Annotated in this window: 15 protein-coding genes, 1 tRNA gene and 1 pseudogene; 5 read left to right on the top strand and 12 right to left on the bottom strand. The window is 41.8% G+C overall.

Going from position 1 to position 21,691, the window contains the following annotated elements:
• Window position 1 precedes the first annotated feature (1 nt).
• From murG to rsmH, 8 genes are all read right to left on the bottom strand, one after another.
• Entirely contained in the window at window positions 2-1,105 is a 1,104-nt protein-coding gene (murG, locus tag M2135_RS15030) for an undecaprenyldiphospho-muramoylpentapeptide beta-N-acetylglucosaminyltransferase (RefSeq protein WP_280749345.1), read from the bottom strand.
• Window positions 1,102-2,346, bottom strand: coding sequence for an FtsW/RodA/SpoVE family cell cycle protein (locus M2135_RS15025; RefSeq protein ID WP_280749344.1), 1,245 nt, complete (start codon window positions 2,344-2,346; stop codon window positions 1,102-1,104). The genes murG and M2135_RS15025 overlap by 4 nt, the downstream gene beginning before the upstream one ends.
• Before the next feature lie 71 nt (window positions 2,347-2,417).
• Window positions 2,418-3,755, bottom strand: a complete 1,338-nt coding sequence (murD, locus tag M2135_RS15020; RefSeq protein WP_280749343.1) for a UDP-N-acetylmuramoyl-L-alanine--D-glutamate ligase — start codon at window positions 3,753-3,755, stop codon at window positions 2,418-2,420.
• Window positions 3,756-5,018 (bottom strand): phospho-N-acetylmuramoyl-pentapeptide-transferase, encoded by a 1,263-nt coding sequence (mraY, locus tag M2135_RS15015; RefSeq protein WP_280749342.1) that lies wholly within the window; start codon window positions 5,016-5,018, stop codon window positions 3,756-3,758. It abuts the gene before it with no gap.
• 3 nt (window positions 5,019-5,021) lie between these two features.
• Complete coding sequence (locus M2135_RS15010) at window positions 5,022-6,494, bottom strand: UDP-N-acetylmuramoyl-L-alanyl-D-glutamate--2,6-diaminopimelate ligase (RefSeq protein WP_280749356.1); 1,473 nt, start codon at window positions 6,492-6,494, stop codon at window positions 5,022-5,024.
• Window positions 6,495-6,497: 3 nt separating this feature from the next.
• On the bottom strand, window positions 6,498-8,663 hold the full coding sequence (locus M2135_RS15005) for a penicillin-binding protein (RefSeq protein ID WP_280749341.1): 2,166 nt from the start codon (window positions 8,661-8,663) through the stop codon (window positions 6,498-6,500).
• Window positions 8,664-8,666: 3 nt separating this feature from the next.
• Complete coding sequence (locus M2135_RS15000) at window positions 8,667-9,005, bottom strand: FtsL-like putative cell division protein (protein ID WP_280749340.1); 339 nt, start codon at window positions 9,003-9,005, stop codon at window positions 8,667-8,669.
• A gap of 1 nt (window position 9,006) precedes the next feature.
• A complete protein-coding gene (gene rsmH / locus M2135_RS14995) occupies window positions 9,007-9,930 on the bottom strand; it encodes a 16S rRNA (cytosine(1402)-N(4))-methyltransferase RsmH (RefSeq protein ID WP_280749339.1) in 924 nt (307 codons plus the stop codon).
• Window positions 9,931-10,870: 940 nt separating this feature from the next.
• Here rsmH and M2135_RS14990 point away from each other — a divergent pair.
• Window positions 10,871-11,743: a helix-turn-helix transcriptional regulator gene (locus tag M2135_RS14990; protein ID WP_280749338.1), complete on the top strand. Its 873-nt coding sequence runs from the start codon at window positions 10,871-10,873 to the stop codon at window positions 11,741-11,743.
• 60 nt (window positions 11,744-11,803) lie between these two features.
• Here M2135_RS14990 and M2135_RS14985 read toward each other — a convergent pair.
• Window positions 11,804-11,877, bottom strand: a tRNA-Asn gene (locus M2135_RS14985).
• A 91-nt stretch (window positions 11,878-11,968) separates the two neighbouring features.
• On the opposite strand from M2135_RS14985, the gene M2135_RS14980 reads away from it, so the two are divergent.
• Together M2135_RS14980 and M2135_RS14975 are read left to right on the top strand one after the other, a co-directional pair.
• Window positions 11,969-12,946 carry an adenosine kinase gene (locus tag M2135_RS14980; protein ID WP_280749337.1) on the top strand — a complete coding sequence of 326 codons (978 nt, stop codon included), beginning with the start codon at window positions 11,969-11,971 and terminating at the stop codon, window positions 12,944-12,946.
• Window positions 12,947-12,994: 48 nt separating this feature from the next.
• The gene (locus M2135_RS14975; protein WP_280749336.1) at window positions 12,995-14,686 is read left to right on the top strand and encodes a S41 family peptidase; all 1,692 of its coding nucleotides are present in this window, start codon (window positions 12,995-12,997) and stop codon (window positions 14,684-14,686) included.
• 17 nt (window positions 14,687-14,703) lie between these two features.
• On the opposite strand, the gene M2135_RS14970 is transcribed toward M2135_RS14975, so the two are convergent.
• From M2135_RS14970 to M2135_RS14960, 3 genes are all read right to left on the bottom strand, one after another.
• Window positions 14,704-15,831: a metallophosphoesterase gene (locus M2135_RS14970; protein ID WP_280749335.1), complete on the bottom strand. Its 1,128-nt coding sequence runs from the start codon at window positions 15,829-15,831 to the stop codon at window positions 14,704-14,706.
• A gap of 5 nt (window positions 15,832-15,836) precedes the next feature.
• Window positions 15,837-16,934 carry a metallophosphoesterase gene (locus tag M2135_RS14965; protein WP_280749334.1) on the bottom strand — a complete coding sequence of 366 codons (1,098 nt, stop codon included), beginning with the start codon at window positions 16,932-16,934 and terminating at the stop codon, window positions 15,837-15,839.
• 105 nt (window positions 16,935-17,039) lie between these two features.
• Window positions 17,040-18,719, bottom strand: a complete 1,680-nt coding sequence (locus M2135_RS14960; protein ID WP_280749333.1) for a hypothetical protein — start codon at window positions 18,717-18,719, stop codon at window positions 17,040-17,042.
• 247 nt (window positions 18,720-18,966) lie between these two features.
• Between M2135_RS14960 and M2135_RS15560 the strand changes: the two are divergent.
• Window positions 18,967-19,587 (top strand): annotated as a pseudogene (locus M2135_RS15560) (hypothetical protein); the annotation flags it as partial.
• Window positions 19,588-20,033: 446 nt separating this feature from the next.
• Window positions 20,034-21,431: an outer membrane beta-barrel family protein gene (locus M2135_RS14950; RefSeq protein ID WP_348537120.1), complete on the top strand. Its 1,398-nt coding sequence runs from the start codon at window positions 20,034-20,036 to the stop codon at window positions 21,429-21,431.
• Window positions 21,432-21,691: the final 260 nt, after the last annotated feature.

Raw genomic sequence — 21,691 nt, 5'->3', positions numbered from 1 at the left:
TTTATTTTTTGATAAGCTGTACGATTTCATCCACTATTCGCTCTGCACTCGCTTTGTGTGCCAGTAGATACACATTCCGGCTTAACAGATCGAGTCTTTTGTTGTTTTCAATGACGTTCAACGCTGTTGCAACCAAATGTTTCTCTGCGCCCTTATCCGGTATCATCAATGCCGCATCTTTATGAACGAGTGCTAATGCGTTTTTTGTCTGATGATCTTCCGACACATTGGGTGAAGGGACTAAAATAACCGGTTTTTTCAACAGACATAATTCGGATATAGATCCTGCACCGGCACGGGAAACAACTAAATCTGCCGCAGCATACGCATAGTCCATGCGTGAAATAAAATCAGAACACCAAACAGCCGTTGAATTATTCTCTTTTAATGCGTTCTGAGCCTCTTCAAAATAGTATCGTCCGGTTTGCCAGATCAATTGAATACCTGCCCCTACAATTTGCTCCAGTCCCTTTTGTATGCTCTTATTAATTGTCCGTGCTCCCAAACTACCACCGACCACCAGTAATGTTTTTTTGTTGGAAGAGAATCCAAAATAATTCAGTGCTTCTGCCCGATTTTCGATCATCTGCTCCAAATCTTTACGAACAGGATTACCGGTAATAACAATCTTATCCTTTGGAAAAAAACGTTCCATTCCTTCATAGGCAACACAAATTCTATGCGCTTTTTTAGCTAATAGTTTGTTGGTAATTCCCGCATAGGAGTTCTGTTCTTGGATCAATGTGGGAATACCAGCTGCTGCAGCCATCCATAACGTCGGGCCACTTGCATATCCGCCAACCCCTACCGCAATATCCGGTTTAAACGATTTAATCGTCTTTTTTGCCAGTCGGAGACTCTTGATCAACTGTGTCCCAACTTTGATATTTTTGAGTATATGTTGACGATTAAACCCACTGATAGGTAAACCTATAATATCATATCCTGCTGCAGGAACCCGTTCCATCTCCATCCGGTCTTCGGCTCCGACAAACAAGATCTCCGCATCGGGGAACCACTCTTTGAATGTATTGGCTATAGCGATAGCCGGGAATATATGTCCTCCCGTACCACCTCCACTGATGATCATGCGATATTTTTTCATATACTGCTTTCTCTTATTGTTTCAACGTCCATCGATTCGAATGCGTTATCAGGGAGCACCTCTTCCATTTCTTCATCAGGTTCCTCTTCATTTCCGATACCCGCTCCAAAGCGACTGACACTTAATATAATGCCAAAATAGATACAGGATATCATAGTAGACGTCCCTCCCCGGCTGACTAAAGGCATCGGCTGCCCCGTTACAGGGATCAGATCGACAGCAACAGCCATGTTGGCAAATGCCTGGACTACGATCAGAAGACCACAGCCCAATACCAGATATTTAGGAAACAGCCGTTCACAACGGCGGGCAATCATACCTACACGTACAAGCAACATCACATACAATAACAAGACAACAATTCCTCCGATAAACCCCATTTCTTCGATAATAATGGCATAAATAAAATCGGAATATGCCTGTGGCAGGAAATCGCGTTGCTGCCCATGCCCAGGCATTTGACCGATCAAACCGCCACGGGCGATTGCTATTTTGGCATGAGATACCTGATAATTATCATCAGTAATCACATAGGTACTGGCATCGGCTGTTTTATCTTTATGCATAAAATCAACGAGACGCTCTTTCCATGTCAGGGCACGAGGAATATATTTTAATACGTCGTTCGGTAAAAATAATAATCCGGCAAAAAGTAAAAAAACTGCAAGGATCAAGACAGCAGCCAGTTTTGTTAACTTCAAAAGCGGTAACTGCCCGATAAACATCATCAAAAAACAGACCCCGAAAAGCATGACTGCTGTTGAAAAGTTCTCCGGAAGTATAAGCGCACAGGTTAACCCCACACCAATCAGTATATATTTGAATATCTGTGCATCTGAAAACCGTCCTTTCCGACTTAACAGAAAGGCAACATATACGATACAAGCTAGTTTGCCAAATTCCGAAGGTTGAAAAGTGATCCCGAATATCTCCAGCCAGCGATGTGCATCATTCGCACTAACACCGATAAAAGGAGTGAGTATCAACATCAATATCGATAAAGGAAGTAGAAGTATAAAAACAGGAAAGAACCTGGACGGGATATTGTGCAAAAGTAACACCAGAACAAAACCTCCCAGTAAAAATGTCGCATGACGAACAATCGGTGCCCAATGGTTTGCATTTTTATAGGCGATGGTACTGGTCGCACTAAAGACCTCAATCACAGAAATCAGACACAGGAACATAAATATGATCCATATCACCCGGTCTCCTTTAAACAGTTTACTTGCCAAGTCCATTTTGCTAATTATTAATTGTGAATGATTAATTATTCAAGTCATTCAATTCATCATTAAACATTCATCATTATCTACAGGTTTCGCGCATACATTTTAAATTGATCTCCTCTGTCTTCATAATTTTTAAACAGATCGAAACTGGCACAACACGGGGATAGTAAAACCGTATCACCTTTCTGTGCTAGTTTGTATGCCTTGTTTACCGCCTCTTCCATAGAATGTGCATCTTCTATCTGATCCATTTTCCCATCAAAAAAAGCGTGTAACTTACTATTGTCTTTCCCAAGAAAAATAAGGGCACGCACCTTATTCTTTACTGATTCTTCAATTTCTGTATAATCATTCCCTTTATCCGTTCCCCCAAGAATCAGAACGATTTTTGTGGATATACTTTCTAGGGCATACCAACAAGAGTTTACATTGGTGGCTTTCGAGTCATTGATATAATCTACCCCACGTACTCTTACGACTTTTTCAAGCCGATGTTCCACGCCAATAAAATCACTTAACGAAGCACGAATTTTTTCATCCTGTATATCCAACACCTTAGCCGCAATGCCTGATGCCAGCGAGTTATACAGATTGTGCGTTCCTGTTAAAGCTAATAAATCTTGTTCCATCGTAAAAGTCCCGTTTGTAGTTTCTAAGAGGATTTGTTTGTTATCGATATATCCTTTTACTCCGTTTGCCCTCTTTTGAGCAAAAGGATAAAGAGTTGCCTGAGGTTTAAGTTTATGAACCTCTTGCATTATAATCGGATCGTCATTCCAGAAAATAAAGGCATCTTCCGGTGTTTGATTTTGTATGATTCTGAATTTCGAATGGATATAATTTTGCATACAGTTATCATATCGATCCAGATGATCAGGAGTGATATTGAGTAAAATGGCAATATGGGCTCTGAAATCATACATGTTATCCAGCTGAAAGCTGCTTAATTCGATCACATATATACCATGTGGTTCTTCCGCCACCTGCCAGGCCAGACTTTTCCCGATATTACCGGCCAGCCCGACATCAAGCCCTGCCTCTCTCAGTATATGATAAAGCAGAGATGTTGTTGTTGTTTTACCGTTGCTGCCGGTGATACAAATCATCTTAGAAGAGGTATACCTTCCCGCAAACTCTATCTCGGAGATAATCGGTACTTTCTTAGAAATAAGTTGTTGTATAATAGGTGCCTTATCCGGTATACCCGGACTCTTTACCACCTCATCGGCATTCAGGATAAGCGCTTCGGTATGCGTTCCCTCTTCCCAGGGAATACCTCGCAGATCCAACGCCTTCTTGTATTGAGGAAGAATGGATGAGAAATCAGACACAAAAACGTCCTGTTGTTGCGCTTTCGCCAGAATGGCAGCTCCTGTTCCGCTTTCTCCGGCTCCTAATATGACCACTCTTTTTTGCATTTATCTCATTTTCAACGTAACAATGGTGATTACTGCGAGTATAATACCGACCAACCAGAAACGAACAACAATCTTTGATTCAGGAATAATGAGATAAGGCTTTTGTATTTTAGCCGCAATCCCGGCATTTCCTGCTTTCTGGAAGTGGTGATGAAGAGGGGTCATTTTAAAGATGCGCCGTCCTTCACCATATTTCTTTTTGGTGTATTTAAAATAAAATACTTGGAGCATGACCGACAGACTCTCCGCCAGAAAGATCCCGCATAAAATCGGAATTAATAACTCTTTCCGGATAATAATCGCAAACACAGCAATGATTCCCCCTAAGGTCAGACTACCGGTATCGCCCATAAAAACCTGAGCCGGATACGAATTATACCACAGAAAACCGATTGTTGCACCAATAAACGCAGCGGAGAATATCACCAGTTCTTCTGCTCCGGGAATAAACATGATATTCAGGAAAGAGGCAAACTGAACGTGCGACGACATATACGCCAATATCCCCAATGCAATCCCGATAATAGCCGAACTGCCTGCCGCCAGTCCATCCAAACCGTCTGTCAGGTTCGCCCCGTTAGAGACGGCTGTCACAACAAAAATAACCATCAATACAAACGCAATCCATGCTGCTTCCTCCTTATAATCACCTGCCCAACTCACCAGACTGGCATAATCAAAGTTGTTGTTTTTCAAAAAAGGAATTGTTGTCTTGGTCGACTTGGTTTCATCCATCTGGAATCGTACCGCTTCAATATTATCCTGTGCATCCAATACTTCTATATTCTCACGAATCAACACATCCGGACTGGCAAATAAAACCACGCCAACGATCAGTCCTAATCCGACTTGGCCGATAATTTTGAAACGTCCGCGTAATCCCTCTTTGTTTTTCTTGAATACTTTGATGTAGTCATCGGCAAAACCGATACACCCCAACCACAATGTGGTCACAATCATCAGAATGATATAGATATTGTTTAACCTTGTACAGAGCAGAGTAGGAATCAGTATGGCAATGATAATAATAATCCCACCCATCGTCGGCGTACCTTTTTTACTCATTTGCCCTTCCAGTCCGAGATTGCGAACAATCTCTCCCACCTGCATGAGTTGCAGTTTGTCAATGATACGTTTTCCGATCGTCGTAGAAATAAACAGCGATAAAATCAAGGCTAAACCCGAACGGAAAGAAACGTACTTAAACATCCCCGCCCCGGGAAAATCCAATTGATCCAGATAATTGAAAAGATAATATAACATAGCCTATGATTGTTGTGATGCAAATATTTCACGTAATTTCTCCCGGTCGTCAAAATGATGTTTTACACCTTTGATCTCCTGATAATCTTCATGCCCTTTACCTGCGACCAGGATCACATCGCCTTTGCGAGCCAACATAGTAGCCGTCTTGATGGCCTGAATACGGTCGGTGATACAAAGTGTACGTTCCATATCTCCAGGCTTAAGACCAGCCACCATATCACGAATGATTTCATCCGGGTCTTCCATCCGAGGATTGTCAGAGGTCAATATCACCTGATCGCTCCATTTGGTTGCTTCTTTAGCCATCAACGGACGTTTTCCTTTATCTCTGTTTCCTCCTGCTCCGACAACAGTTATAATCCGTCCGCTGCCAGTCAGTACTTCACGGATACCATTCAATACATTGGTTAGTGCATCCGGCGTATGTGCATAATCCACAATGGCTGTATATCCTAATGGCGAAGGGATTGTCTCAAACCGTCCTGCAACAGGATGAAGAGCAGATAAAACGAGTAAAACCTCTTCCGGCTTTTTCCCCAGGCTAACAGCCGTCCCATAGACCGCCAATAGATTATAGACATTGAAATGTCCGACGAAAGGCACAGCTACTTCTTTTCCGTTAATCACCAATTCGGTTCCTTCAAAATGTGATTCCAATATTTTCCCTTTGAAATCAGCCAATGTTTGAAGCGAATAAGTCAGCTTTTGCGCCTTTGTATTCTGAAGCATCACCAATCCTGATTTATCATCCATATTGGTCAGGGCAAAAGCGGTAATAGGTAGTTCATCGAAAAACTTCTTTTTCGCTTTCAGATAATTGTCTACACTTTGGTGATAGTCGAGATGATCACGGGTCAGATTCGTAAAAATACCTCCCTTAAAAGTGATCCCGCTGATTCGTTTCTGATCGATGGCATGCGAACTGACTTCCATAAAGGCATACGTACATCCGGCTTGAACCATTCGGGCAAATAATGCCTGTATCGTCAGCGCATCCGGAGTCGTATGTGTAGAAGGAATCATCTCTTCATCGATAAAATTGCAGACCGTCGAAAGCAAACCGACTTTATGCCCCATCAGATGGAACATCTCATATAACAGGGTGGCAATCGTTGTTTTACCGTTCGTACCAGTCACACCGACTACGACTAATTGGTTCGACGGATTATCATACCATTGCGAAGCCACTTTGCCCAGCGCATCAGCACTATCTTTCACCTGAATAAAAACAGGTTTTATCTCTTGTATTTCAATAGGAAGTACAGGTATCTCTTCACAGATAACAGCAAGAGCACCCTGACGGATCGCTTGTTCAATAAAATCATGCCCGTCAACGGAGACGCCTTTAACAGCGACAAACAAAGTTCCTTTTCCGACTTTGCGTGAATCAGACTGAATATCTGCAATCTCGACGGATTTTGTATCCGAAAGGAACGGTTTGTCTAATACCTCTATTAATGTTTTTAGTTCCATCATTTACTTCAATGTTAATAAAACAGTCTGCCCTTTCGATACCCGTTGGCCCGATTGTATACTTTGAGAGATCACACGACCCGATCCCGACAGAGCGACCTGCAGTCCAGCCTGTTCAAGCAGATAGACCGCATCTTTTGCACCCATACCGATCACACGAGGAACCAATCCTTCATGGATAACCAGATCTTTTAATACTATTTTTTCATGCTCTTTATCAGTATAAGCGGTTGTCCATTCAGTGTCAAGACTGTCTTTTTGCATTTTTACATCGAATTTGTCCAATGCCTTTTCTACACTCTTAGCTGGTCCTCCCTTGACAGGCGGCATTTTAACCAAAAGTGAATCAGGTTGAACATCCCGAATATCAAAAGCCATATTATTTGCATATATTTTTTCGGCAATAGACCGGACGACTGCCCCCGACATTAATCCTCCGGAAGGGGTGCCATGCGGACGGCGAATCACAACAATACATGAATAATCCGGATTGTCAGCAGGAAAATACCCACAGAAAGAGACCTGGTGTCCGCTTGTACGGTAAACACCACCACTGGCAATCTGTGCCGTTCCTGTCTTTCCGGCAATCGGAATAATCTCCGAGTCGACCGCTTTTCCTGTGCCCTCTTTGACCACACCTACCAACATACTTTTCACCATATCCAATGTGCGTTTGGAACAGATAGACGATTTAACGACCTCTGTCGAAAAAGATTTGACTGTTTTTCCGTTTTGTTTAATCTCACGGGTAAACATCGGGCGCACCATTTTTCCATTGTTGGCTATTGCATTGAAAAAGGTCAATGTGTAAATAGGGGGTATTTGTGTCTCATAACCAAAAGACATCCAAGGCAATGTCGTTTTCGACCAATACAAAACAGAGTCATTGGGCATACGGATTTTTGCACGTCCTGATCCCGGAATCTCCAGATTCAGATCCGCATTCATCCCTATCCGGTACAACCCTTCTACAAATTTGGTCGGATTATTCGCGTAACCTTTCAAGATCGTTTTAGCGACCCCTATATTTGATGAATTCCAGATCGATTGTTCGACGGTTAACTTCCCATACCCTCCCCGATGGTTATTATGATCGGTCATTCGGGCACCTTTATACATATACACCCCATTGCCGGTATCGACCGTATCTCCGGGTTCACAGACTCCATCTTCCAAAGCGACCATTATCGCTGCCACTTTAAAGGTCGAACCCGGTTCTGTCTCATCGGCAACCGCATGATTTTTAGTCTCCGCATAAACGCCAGGTCGGATACGTGCCATATTGGTAATGCCTTTTATTTCTCCGGTTTTCACCTCCATGACAACTGCTGTTCCCGACTCTGCATCTATCGATTTCAACATATCCAAAAGCGATTTTTCGGTAATATCCTGAATATTGATATCAATAGTCGTATGAATATCCATCCCGTCTACCGGTTCGATCTCTACCACATTGGTCCATCCACCACCTACGCGCTTAACGGCGCTTAAACCGGCTTGTCCTCGCAAGAGTGAGTCGTACTGTAACTCCAGTCCGTTTTTCCCTTTTGTTATGCCTTCTTTCTCGATTTCACCGTAGATATCGCCAATTGTTCGTGAGGCCAATGTGCCGAAAGGTTTTTCCCGTTGCACCATCTCTTTGGTGTAAAAACCGCTTTTATAACGGCTCAAACGAAGGAAGGGATATTGCTTAATCTCTTTCAAGTCGGAATAGGATACTTTCCCTTCATAGATCGGGTATTGCCGGCTTTTGTTGTTATACCCTTTCATCAAATGGGTTTTATACCCGGCCGGGGTTCGGTTTTTTAATTTCCGGGACAGATAAATGGCCAGCGAATCTATGCCGTGTGTTTTAGAACGAAGAAAAGTATCTTTTGCAAACCCATCGGCTTTGAAGTCGATATACATATAATAACGTGGTACACTCGTCGCCATTAATTTCCCGTCGGCTGAATAGATATTACCCCGCCCGGGAAGAACCAGGCGATCCGGACGTTTCTGGCTCTCGGCCACCTTCAGCCACTTCTCTTTTTCGACAAAAGCGGTATTAAATGCACGCACCACAACACCTACTGCCACCAAGCCAAGTAGCACCACAACAACAAAGTAACAGAACAATATCTGGTTACTTTTATTTTCTACGTCTTTTATCTCATTTTCTTCAGGCATATATCATTTATAGACTACATAAGGAGGTGTTTTTGCACTTTCCAACTCAATCCCTTGTTCTTCGATAAGCATTTCGATCTGCGATTGCCGACTGTTGCCTGTCAATTCAGAGGATATCGATAACGCTTCAAAACGCACATCCCTTAATTGTTGTTGTAAACGGTCTATCTCCCGTAATTTTTGCATACAGGTATAACGGTTTCCGATAAAAAAGAAAATAAGGATAACAATCAATACGATCATACGCGTATGTTTAATGATAAAATCCTCACTGAGAATTCCTCCCCCTAAAATATATAGGAGTGGACGTTTTTTCTTTTTTATTTTCTTTTGCGTTGTCATCTTATTCTCCGGCAAACGTTGCAATTCGTAATTTAGCACTTCTGGAACGCGGATTAATCTCGACCTCTTCAGCCCCCGGGACAATCACCTTATTATTGACCAACCGGAAAGGAGAAAGTACGTTACCGAAAAAGTCCTGCTCCTGTTTCCCTTCAAAGTTTCCTGTTTTCAGAAAGTTCTTCACCAACCGGTCTTCCAACGAATGATAGGTAATCACCACCAACCGGCCTCCGGGAACCAATACCCGAAGCGTTTGTCGCAACATCTCTTTCAACGCCCCCAATTCATCATTGGTCTCTATACGAAGCGCTTGAAAAACTTGCGCTAAGAATTTTTTGTCTTTATCTTTTCCGCTAAACGGTTGAATAATCGCTATGAAATCTTCAATAGAAACAATTTTTTTTTCTTTCCGAGCCTTTACAATAGCTGCAGCCAATTTACGGGACTGCTTCAGTTCTCCGTAGAGATAAAAGGTATCAGCCAGCTTCTCTTCGGTATAATTATTCACGATATCTGCTGCCGTTTTTCCGGAGCGGCTGTTCATGCGCATATCCAACACACCTTCAAAGCGGAAAGAAAACCCCCGCTCCTTCTCGTCAAAATGATGGGAAGAGACCCCGAGATCAGCCAACAATCCGTCGACACGTCCAACCATATTGTGATAACGCATAAAATGATACAAATAACGAAAATTACTACGAACGAACGTAAAACGAGAATCTTGTAGGATATTCGCTTCTGCATCCTTGTCCTGATCAAAACCAAAAAGCCGACCGTCCTTGCCTAAACATTTCAAAATTTCCCTGGAATGTCCTCCTCCTCCGAAAGTCACATCGACATACACCCCCGACGGATTTATATCCAAACCCGTCATGCTTTCCTGAAGCATAACAGGTATATGATAATATGTTTCCGTTTTTGTCATTTTATAGTTAAACTTTCTCTTAAAATCAGACGCCCTACTTCGTTGATAAGCAATGATGTTATCATTTCACTCTGTAAAATTACACATTTACTGAATTAACCTCCAAATTTTAAACCGAAATTATGACAAAAAGTTTTCAACAGCCAACAATAAGCCGATTTCATCAAAAGAATAAAAATGTATTTTTTGATCACATCTTCTCATTCTTTTAAACTTCACCCCTTTTCTCTGACTTTTCAACTATTTAAAACCACTCAGACACCCTCTAGAAATCGCCCGGATCTGCTTTCAAAAACAACCTGATCAGCTACTGTTTTTATCATCTTCGTTTAATCGTCTACCAATTGGGTCACTTTCGTCTATCAGTTGGATCACTTTCGTCTACCAACTGTGGCCGAATCGTCTAACAGTTGGTAGACGATTAAATCTCTCCCAAAAACAAATTCATGCAACCGCATAAAACAGACAGAGCTTGCAGATGCATGATGCAACAGAATGAGAAAAACAGGCACCTCTTTTAGCTTTTTTCTAACAAATTATCACAAATAGAGTCAATACACATCACACACTATATATCTGAACAACAGGACATTTCATTTTTGACCAATATGCTAAATTTCTCTAATAATATACAGAATAAGAAATAAATGCACTTCGCAAAAAATTATAATTTACTTTTGTATGCCAAAACAAGGAAATAGGTGATATCGCTTTTTAAACGTCCAATTAACACAAGTAATTTGTTGTAAGATATAACACCAGTATGCCGATCGTTTAATTTTGTCTTACTAAAGCTGTTGACAGAAACGTGAGTATCCGCCGACAACACTGAACAAGAGCGTCTTATCACATAATTTTACGAAACAAATTGATAAACCAATTGTTTTAAAAGATGACCTATGCGCATACTAAATAGTAATAATGACCAAACAGTAATTACATGAAACATGATTCAATTGTCAAAAAATCATTCTCTACCGAACCATGGAACGATGATTTCATTATTTACAGAGACATCAAACATCTCCCCCTTGCCAAAACGCCCGTTTACCTGAGAAACTGCCTGGCAGGCACCTGCCTCAGCGGCAGTGCAGAGTTTACGGTATTCAACAATAAACACCAATTAGTAAAAAACGAATTAATAGTCATCTTTCCGCACCAACTGGCAGCTATCGAAAACAAAAGCAGAGACTTTAAAATGACATTTTTCGTGATACCGACCTCTATCTTCTACGATACACTAAGTGGCATACCACATCTCTCTCCTCAATTTTTCTTGTACATGAGACAACATTATTATTTCACATTAACGGAAAAAGAGATCAAGCGTTTCGAACATTTCTGTGAATTTCTGGAATACAAAACCGAATCTAAAGAGACATTATTCAGAAGAGAATCGACCATACATACTTTACAGGTTTTTTTAATTGACGTCTACAGCTTTTTCAGAAAAGACCCTACCGCCACGAAGTATACAGGAAACAATCACAAAGAGCATATGACCTACAAATTTTTCTGTCTGATTGGAGAAAATTACAGGGAGTATCGAGATGTTGCATACTATGCTGATAAACTATGTATCACCTCTAAATACCTGACTATGGTGGTTAAGGAAGTGACCGGGCGATCCGCAAAAGAGTGGTTGACCGAATATGTCATGCTCGAGTTAAAAGCGCTTTTAAGAAGCACTTCCCTCAGCATTAAAGAGATCGTTCATGAAATGAATTTCATTAACCAATCGGTTTTCGGACGATTTTTCAAACAACATACAGGGATGTCCCCCATACAATACAGAAATAATATTTTTAACTAAACCGTTCTTCGGGTTGAACATAAAAAAAAGGTCGAAGCAAACACTTCGACCTTTTTTATGCTCTTCCTCTTGGACTTGAACCAAGGACCCTCTGATTAACAGTCAGATGCTCTAACCAACTGAGCTAAGGAAGAATTTTATGAAAAGCACCTCTTTCAAAAATGCTTTGCAAAAGTACAGGCTATTTTCGAATTATGCAATATCTTTGTGAAAAAAAATGACAGTATGAACATCATTGGTTTGGGTAATGCTTTGGTTGACGTCTTATTAAGACTTGAAAATGATCAGGTTCTCCATGAGATTGGCTTTGAAAAAGGAACCATGGATATGATCAGCGAACAACAGATGATTGCGATCCGCTCCTCACAACAACATTTACAGAAAAGTCAAACGCCGGGCGGCTCCGCCTGTAACACCATGCGCGCATTGGCTAATCTTGGCGTAAATGCCGGTTTCATCGGGAAAATAGGCACAGACGAAGTTGGTGAATATTATGAACAAGCGGTCAGAAAAGCAGGTGTCACGCCTTATTTCATCCAAACGCCCGGGATATCCGGCAGCTGTACGGTACTGATCTCCCCCGATGGCGAACGCTCTATGGGCACATTTCTCGGCCCGGGGCCGACCATCTTACCCGAGGAGATCAAAGAAGCCGATCTTTCCAATTACCACTGTTTATATATTGAAGGATACCTTATCGTCAATGAAGCGTTGCTTAGAGGAGCCGTGCAGAAAGCAAAAAAACTTGGATTAAAAGTGGCGTTGGATCTTTCTAATTTTAATATCGTCAAATCCTTCAAAAGGTTATTGGAAGATATCATTCCTAATTATGTCGATATCCTGTTCTCCAACGAAAGCGAAGCGGAAGCCTATACCGGACAGCAAGCGGAAGATGCCGTAAAAACGTTGTCGGAAATTGTCGATATCGCCATTGTCACCCTGGGCAAAGAGGGGGCTATCGTGCGAAAGAAAGCGGAGACGATCCGAGTCAAAGCCGAAGGGGGAAAACCGATTGATACGACAGGGGCTGGCGACCATTTTGCAGCAGGTTTCCTTTACGGACAGTCTGTGGGAGGCACCTTGGAGCAATCGGCACGGACAGGTTCTTTATTGGCAGGGCATGTCATCGATGTTATAGGCCCTGAAATTCCGGAGTTCCAATGGGAACAAATAAAGTTAAAAGTCAGAGAGATATTCGTATAACCGTTACAATATTAGCTACATTTGCGATATAAACAACCAGATTATTTTATGCATAACCTCATTCAACGAATAAAAGTCATTGGATTTTTCTGCCTACTCTTTTCCTTTACGACCGGTTTTTCCGCTTTCTCACAAAATGATACACGTTTTGAAATCAGTAAAAACCTGGAGATAGTCAATGCTCTGGTCAAAGAGGTGGAGATGTTTTATGTGGATTCTGTCGAAGTAGAAAAGATGATACGCCGAGGTATTGATGCCATGTTATCAGACCTTGACCCATATACCGAATATATTCCGGAACAAGAGATGGAATCATTGCAATTGATCACTACCGGCGAATATGGAGGAATAGGTTCTTATATCCGCCAGCGCAAAGAAGGAGAAGTGATCATCGCCGAACCATTTGAAGGAATGCCGGCAGCCTTAGGCGGTTTAAAGGCTGGCGACCGGATACTGGCGATTGACACGACAGATGTCACCAGTATGACTCAGGATAAAGTGAGCGAGTTGTTAAAAGGTCTGCCCAACACCAAACTGACCTTAACCATACAACGCCCGGGAGAAAAGAAATCACGTAAAGTCGAACTGATCCGTAAAAATATTCAAGTGGATCAAATCACCTACTATGGTGTACAGAACGACAGCATCGGATACATCTACCTGCAAGGGTTTACCGACAAAAGCGGACTGGAAGTAAAAGCGGCTGTAGAGGATCTTAAAAAGAATAAAAATATCAAATCCCTCGTACTCGACCTTCGTAATAACGGAGGAGGCGTCTTAGAATCGGCCGTACAAATCGTCGGACTGTTTGTGCCTAAAGGGAGTGAAGTGATTTCCACCAAAGGGAAAGTCAAACAATGGGATCGCATCTACCGCACATCGGCCGAACCATTAGATACGGTTATGCCTCTTGCGGTGTTAGTCAATGGCGGATCGGCCTCTGCATCCGAAATTGTAGCAGGTGCGCTTCAGGATTTAGACCGAGCCGTACTTGTCGGACAACGTTCGTTCGGAAAGGGATTGGTACAAACCTCCAGGGATTTACCTTACGACGGCAAATTGAAAGTTACATTGAGCAAATATTATATCCCCAGCGGACGGTGCATTCAACAAATCGACTACTCTCACCGCAATCCCGACGGAAGTGCTGCAGCCATACCGGATAGTCTGACTACCGTTTTTTACACCTCTAAAGGACGCCCCGTGAAAGATGGAGGTGGTGTTCGTCCGGAGTTTGAAGTAGAAGAGCCCAGAATGCCGACACTGATGTATTATCTGGTAAACGATTATGTCTTGTTTGATTTTGTAACAGCGTGGGCGCAAAAGCATGAAAAAATCGGTTCCATCGAAGAATTCGAAGTCACCGACGACGATTTCGAAGCATTCAAAATGTATGCCAAAGAAAAGAATTTCTCTTATGACCGCCAAAGTGAAAAAGCACTGAAAACATTGAAAGATATTGCCGAATTTGAAGGATACCTGGATAACGACTCTACCACCATCAAAGCGTTAGAAGCCAAGTTAACGCCTGATCTGGATCGTGATTTCAACCGTTTCAAAAAAGAGATCAAAAAGGTCTTGGCCTCTGAAATAGTCAAACGCTACTATTATCAAAAAGGGGAATTGATAGAGAGCCTGAAGGATGACCTTGTATTGGAGAAAGCGATCGAAATTTTATCTGACCGGACATTATATAATAACACATTAGACACACCGGAAGAGCCACAACTCACTGAATAAGGGCACCTTCAATCGCATTATTCGCTAAAAGTGATATGAAGGACGACCAGTTCTGAATCTGTTCCCACCCGATAAGGAGGGCCGGCAATACCGATACCGGATGAGACGTAAAATTGCGTATCGCCTTTACGATAGTAGCCGTATGGACATTCATAAACAAATTTCAACAATAACGAATAAGGCCATATCTGTCCATAATGCGTATGTCCGTGTAATCCCAGATCGACTCCGTTCATGGTCTGTTCTGTAAAACTCCAAGGTTGATGATCAAGGACTATTACAGGTTTATCCGGATCAAGGTCTTTTATCAAATGACGCAACGGTTTGCGTTGCTTATTGATATAATCATCTCGTCCCACCAAATAGAAAGAACTATCAGGCATCACGACTGAGTCGACCAATAATGTCGCACCTGTTTTCCGGAACCAACGCTCCTTAGCATGACGATTGGCTCTGTATTCATGATTTCCATAAACGATATATGTACCCAGTGGCGCCTCTAATTGCTGTATATCTTCTTCGATTTTTTCTTTTTCGGCAAAACGGGATTCATAATCCATGATATCACCGACCAGAACCACCATATCAGGATGTTGCTCATTACTCAGACGTACATATTTTTGTACCATCTTTTTGCCGATAACTTCACCGATATGCAGGTCGCTCATCATAACAACCGTCAAATTATCCCGCGTACTACTCCCTTTAGGTATAGTCAGAGGAATATGCTTTACGACCGGATGAACGACTTTCAGATTGGCATAGGCCATCAACAACCCCACCCCGATCGTTATTAAAGAAAAAAAAGTCAGTTTGGTTGCTCTCCAATGCTTTTTGATCTGTTGTGGAATCCAGTGCACCCATTTATCCGACACACGCAACAATTCAACGACAAATAAAGCCAACGTCAGATATATGGAGGTAATATACCAGGTCCCGCAAAAATAGAGAATAGGAATCATTACCTGATCAGGCAACGCCTTATGAAAGAAAAAACCGGTAAAAAAGATCAATAACTCAATCACAAAGAACAACAGATAAGGCATACGCCAGACCTTACGTGGAGGGAGCGCCTGCCACCCTCGCCAGAAAATATAAGGAGTAAGTAATAATTGAGCAAAAACAGATTGCAGAAAAACGTTCATGGTGGTTACTTAAAAGTTAGTTCAAAAAGCACGATTTCACTGTCTGTTCCGATCCTGAACGGAGGTCCCCAAAGCGACAAACCGGAAGAGACATAAATATGGCTTCCACCCATTTTTCGATACCCGTAACTCATTTCAAACATCTGATCAGCAATCAGACTGATCGGCCATATTTGTCCGCGATGGGTATGTCCACTAAATTGCAGATCGACACCTGCCTTTTCTGTTTCTATCAGTTCATACGGTTGATGATCGATCAATATAACAGGCCTACCCGGATCTGTTTTTTTGACTAATTCATCCAAAGAGTGTCGGTTTCTGTTCCTCCGATCATCTCTTCCTACAAGTTGCAACCCATTCGGCAGAACAGCAATCGAGTCACGCAATAGCACAATGGATGTCTGTTCGAGGAATTCTATATTTTTTTCGATTCCATCGAAATAATCATGATTTCCTGGCACCATATAAACGCCTAACGGTGCATAAAGAGTTGCCAATTCTTCTTCCATACGTTGCTCCTCTAAAGGAGCGAGACTGTTATCCACCAGATCCCCGCCTATCAGGATAAGATCTGCCTGTTGGGCATTGACCAGATCCACATATTTCCGCAACTTCGCTTTACCTGTCCCATGCCCGAGATGAACATCACTGAAAGCAACTATACGCAAGGTCTTATCCACTCCTTCCAACGGTTTATCAATAGTCAGAGGAACCACCCGCACATCCGGATGAATATAGTTGTAGTAACCATAAAACAAAACCGCCAATGTTATTCCCAATGAGGTATAAAACGAAACAAAAGAAGGACAACGCAATCGGAAAAGGCGCAAAAGATCGAAAAGAAGTAAAAGCAAGACCAGATATAACGTAAAGACAAGCCACCCGAACCCCATTTCATAATAGAACTGAAAAAAGGAGGACGAATGAATGGCCTCACGTAAAAACATACTGATGGGAAACGTAGTCACACCCGCCCAGAACAGGATGGATAACAAGGCCTTTACCCCTGCAGACTGTGACTGAATCGCTTTTCTCCCGCGAAGAAAAATATAAACACTCCCGGCAATATACAAACCGAGGATAACTATAAAGAATACAGGCATTCGCTCTAATTTTCAACAAAGATACGAACGTTAGACTATTTTGCAAGTAACCGCTTTATTTCGGAGGGCCGACCATATAACCCAATACCGGCAATTGTACCATTTTTAGCGCACTTTCAAAGGATTCAATAAAAGGATATCCGTTGTTGTATAATCTGGAGTTGCCCCCAACATGTTCGGGAAAGGATGATTTTTAGGATCCATACTACCGTTCAAGACCACTATCTGTTCGACCGGATCACCGGATAATGTCGTGAAATAGAGTTGGTTTTTATCCTGAGTATACGTTGCCGTCCTTTTCAAATTCGTCACCGCGTCTTTGCCTCGATCATATATACTGCCAGAATCACTACTAATCAAAGGGAAAAAGCGGGTATAGTGACAACAGAATGCCAAATTATCCGCTCCACGAATAGTCAGACTGAAGGGGTTATATGGAAACCCAAGATAACAAATGATGGGTGATCCTTCTACCTCTTTGGTCTGTCCGCTTAAAACATCGCCATCAAACCACTCACCGACGCTGATATAAGTCAACTTATCCGGCATATACGCGTCCTGCCACCAGAAAATATCCGGTTTGTCATGGACATATTTCCCACCAACGGATGGCATCGGATAATTAAAATCGATCATTTCGGTTGGACTTAACACCAACTGAGCCGTAAAGACACCATTTTCAACACCAACATCATTTAAAAAACCCGATTCCATCAAAATTTCCCAGCTTCCGGTCATACCTCCATATACCCCCACGTCAATGGACGTACAAGAGGCAAAATAGGTCGAATCGGTAATAGGGGTCCAATGGTCATTCACATCCCGTGTCCCACAAACCCGCGGGTTCATTATCTGATTTCCTTCATCTATAAAGGTCACATTATACTGCTGTTTACCCCAAGTCGCTTTTGTCATAGCATTTTTAAACAGAACATCGTTAAACGTGGTAATATATGGTTTACCCGATGACGCTGTTTTGACCTTCACTTGTATTTGGGCATCACCCAGGTGATTGCTGATTACATCTAACTTTTTATGCGCCAAATTAACATCTTTATCCACCACGAACTCCAATTGAGCATTGTTCGATAGTCGCAAGCTACATTCTCGTTCAATAGCACTGCCCAATTCGATCGCATTGTCGATCTCCGTACTGATCTGTCTATCAATAACAATGACATCGCCGGCAGTTGCAGATTGGCATTTTTCAACAAATTCGGCCGCATTTTTAATGACTTTTTCATTCGCCAATCCCATAACAGCCAATTCCTCCGCACGAAACAGATCTACATCCACAGAACTGATATAAAACAGCTTATCGTCGATCGCCAACAATTTCGCTCCACTTTTCAATACACCGGCCAATGTTTTGGCATTTTCTGATGTCAGATATATATCATCCCCGGCATACACGCCAAAATCATTCCATATTAAATATACATTGGTTTTGTTATTTAAATCAACCAATTTCTGTACTGTTTCAAAATTTGCAGCTTGAGTCGCTGAAGCGATCTTTAAATGGTTTGTAAAATTCGCATATAGCGTATCACGACCATTATTACCATTAGCCTTGGCTTGCAGATCAGACAGATTGGAATCCAAGGCCGACATACTATCTATATTAAAATGATGTGAGGTAGCGGAAGGTGTTGGAGGTGGCGTTGGTTCGTCTTTTTTGTCGCATGCCGACGTCAAAATCAGGAATAAAACCAACCATCCTATCATTGCGATTGATTTAAAAAGGATGACCGAACTCCATAACAATTCAGTTGTTCTATTTTTCATTGGATATAAATTTAAACTTACAATTCTATTTTATTTATTTCATAGATCTAGCAGATCCTTCCGCCTTTCATGAAAGATTCATCTAAATAAGACCGCTTTTATGCAAAAATATCCAAATAAATCACTTAAAAAATATACAGATACATTTTTTAGAATTCTTTAATGAGATAAATAGAGAGAACTTCGAATATTCATATAGTTTTGCACCAAACTACGATCTATTCGTAATCCATCTATAATAAGAACCATGAAAAGAAACTATTTGCCCTTAGTACTGACCTTATTCGTTTGTTTTTCTGCCTATGCACAAACAAACTCTTTCACGATTAAAGGTCAAGTTGTTGATTCGCTAACAAGCGAAAGTGTACCCTATGCTACGTTGAAGATCGTATTTGCCAATACTCCTCAACAAACAGTCAAATTGTTGGCATGTGATGATGATGGTCAGTTTGAAACAAGTTTAAACACTCCCGGCCAGTATATCATCTCCATGCAATCGATTGGAAAAGTTGCTTCGGAAAAACGGTTTACATTACCGGAAGATAGTCAGACCTTTGATTTGGGAAAACTATATATGACTGATGACAATCAACGGTTAGGCGAAGTCACGATAACTGCACAAAAGCCCCTTGTCAAAGTAGAAATAGATAAAATTTCCTACAGCCTGGAAGATGACCCGGAAGCACAGACCAATAACACTCTGGAGATGCTTCGAAAAGTGCCCATGGTCACTGTCGACGGAGAAGATAAAATCCAATTAAAAGGCTCAACCAATTTCAAAATTTATCTGAATGGAAAACCCTCTAATATGTTGTCTGAGAATTCAGCATCTGATGTATTGAAAAGTATGCCAGCCAGTTCAGTAAAAAACATAGAGGTCATCACTGATCCAGGAGCCAAATACGATGCGGAAGGGGTAGGCGGAATTATCAATATCATCACATCCAGAAATGCCCTGCAAGGTTACAATGCGACGATCCGGGCAGATGTAAGTACATTGGGACAATACTCCGGAGGCGGTTATATCACCACTAAAATAGGGGCTTTAGGGCTGACGGCCAACTACAATTATATGCAAAACGACCGCCCATGGGGAAAGTCGGAATACGAACGGAGCACCTTTGGTGAAAATCCCTCTCGACTAACCCAGTACGGACGCAGTAAAAATACAGGTCCCGGAATGTATGGTTCTTTGGAAGCCAGTTACGAAATAGACACCTTAAATCTGATTACCCTCGGTGCCAACCTGTTCAATGGTAAATCCAAAAACCGGTCGGAATATGATGTCTTACTGACAGAAGAGAAAGGAGCAGGATACAGTTACAACAGATACAGTCATTCATCGATGAATTATGGTGGACTGGACCTCAATCTGGATTACCAGCGCTCCACCCGAAAAAAGATGAATTATTCACCTTATCCTACCGCTTTAGCAATTCGCCCGACGACAATGAGTCGAAAACGCATTTGGAAAACGTGATCAATTACAAAGATTCTGTCGATTATCCACGATGGAACGACAATGATGCGTATACCAATGAGCATACGGTACAACTCGACTATACCACCCCGACCTGGAAGGATCAGACGTTAGAGGCCGGTTTAAAATATATCATGCGTCAGAGCAACAGTGATACCAAAGAGCAGATCTACGATTATACGATTAACAACTGGAGGGATACGACACGAGGCATACGTGATTTCAGTCATACCCAACACATTTATTCGGCTTACCTGGCCTATGCGGTCAAATTCAACAAACTTGGCTTTAAAGCCGGAGTACGTGCCGAAGGTACAGCCTTAAATGCGAAATCAAAAGATACCCCTGAAGCCAATTTTACGAACGATTTTTTTGATGTCGTCCCCAATGCGACACTCTCTTATCAGATCAATATGGCTCAGCAGATGCGTTTGGGTTATAATATGCGGATCTACCGTCCGGGTATATGGTACCTGAATCCGTATGTGAACACGACAGACCCTCAAAATATCTCCTGGGGGAACCCCAATCTCCGATCGGAAAAAAGCCATAGTCTCAATTTGAACTACAGCCTCTTTACCCAGAAGTTTAACTTCAACGCCAATGCGACTTACCGTTTTGTGAACAACTCCATAGAAAGTTATTCTGTGATGAACGAAGATGCCGGGAGAATGGAGACGACATACGGTAATATCGGTAAAAATCAAAGTATCGGATTATTTGTCTGGGGTCGATGGAACCCGGTTCCTCTTTTCAATATTTCCGCTAATATAGGAGGAAATTACACAGATATCGATGCAAACAATGGAATGGCCAATAGCGGATGGACCGGACAATTTTTCGGAAATGCCCAGTTTCGGCTACCGAAAGATTTCAGTATCGATCTGAATGGAGGTTACTTAAGCGGCTGGATTCAATTGCAGGGGAAAAACAACTCCTACTCTTTCAATAGCATCTCCCTCACTAAAGCATTTATGGATAAAAAGCTGAACGTTTCGCTGGTCTGTCAGAATCCATTTGAAAAACATCTGAAATTCGAGAGTTCGATCAATGGGGAAGCCTTCAGTCAAAGGAGTCTGAATTATATGGAAATGCGTAGTTTCCGTATCCGCGTATCCTATCGTTTCGGTTCCTTGAAAGAATCCATTAAAAAAGTGCGACGCGGAATCAATAACGATGATGTCAAAAGCGGAGGAAGCAGCGGTTCGGGAGGAGGACAAGAAGGTATGTAATTCTCTAAAAGGAAAAATAAATCCTATTGAATCAGTTAGGATAAATTTTCACAACAAAAATTCGTTTCACAATTGTCGAACGATCGTTTCATAGCTATCGAATGATCGTTTGACAATTGTCGAATGATCATTCGACAATTGTCAAACGAATATTATATCCACATCTTGACTTATCCTAAAATTGGTTGTCACATTTCGTCACTGTTTACTATAAAAGTTGACACAACCAAAACTCATCCCTAACAAGGTTGTCATTTTGA

The sequence above is a fragment of the Parabacteroides sp. PF5-9 genome, assembly GCF_029893105.1.
In the GTDB taxonomy this organism is placed as follows: domain Bacteria; phylum Bacteroidota; class Bacteroidia; order Bacteroidales; family Tannerellaceae; genus JARXWG01.
This window is presented reverse-complemented; position numbering and strand designations above follow the sequence as displayed.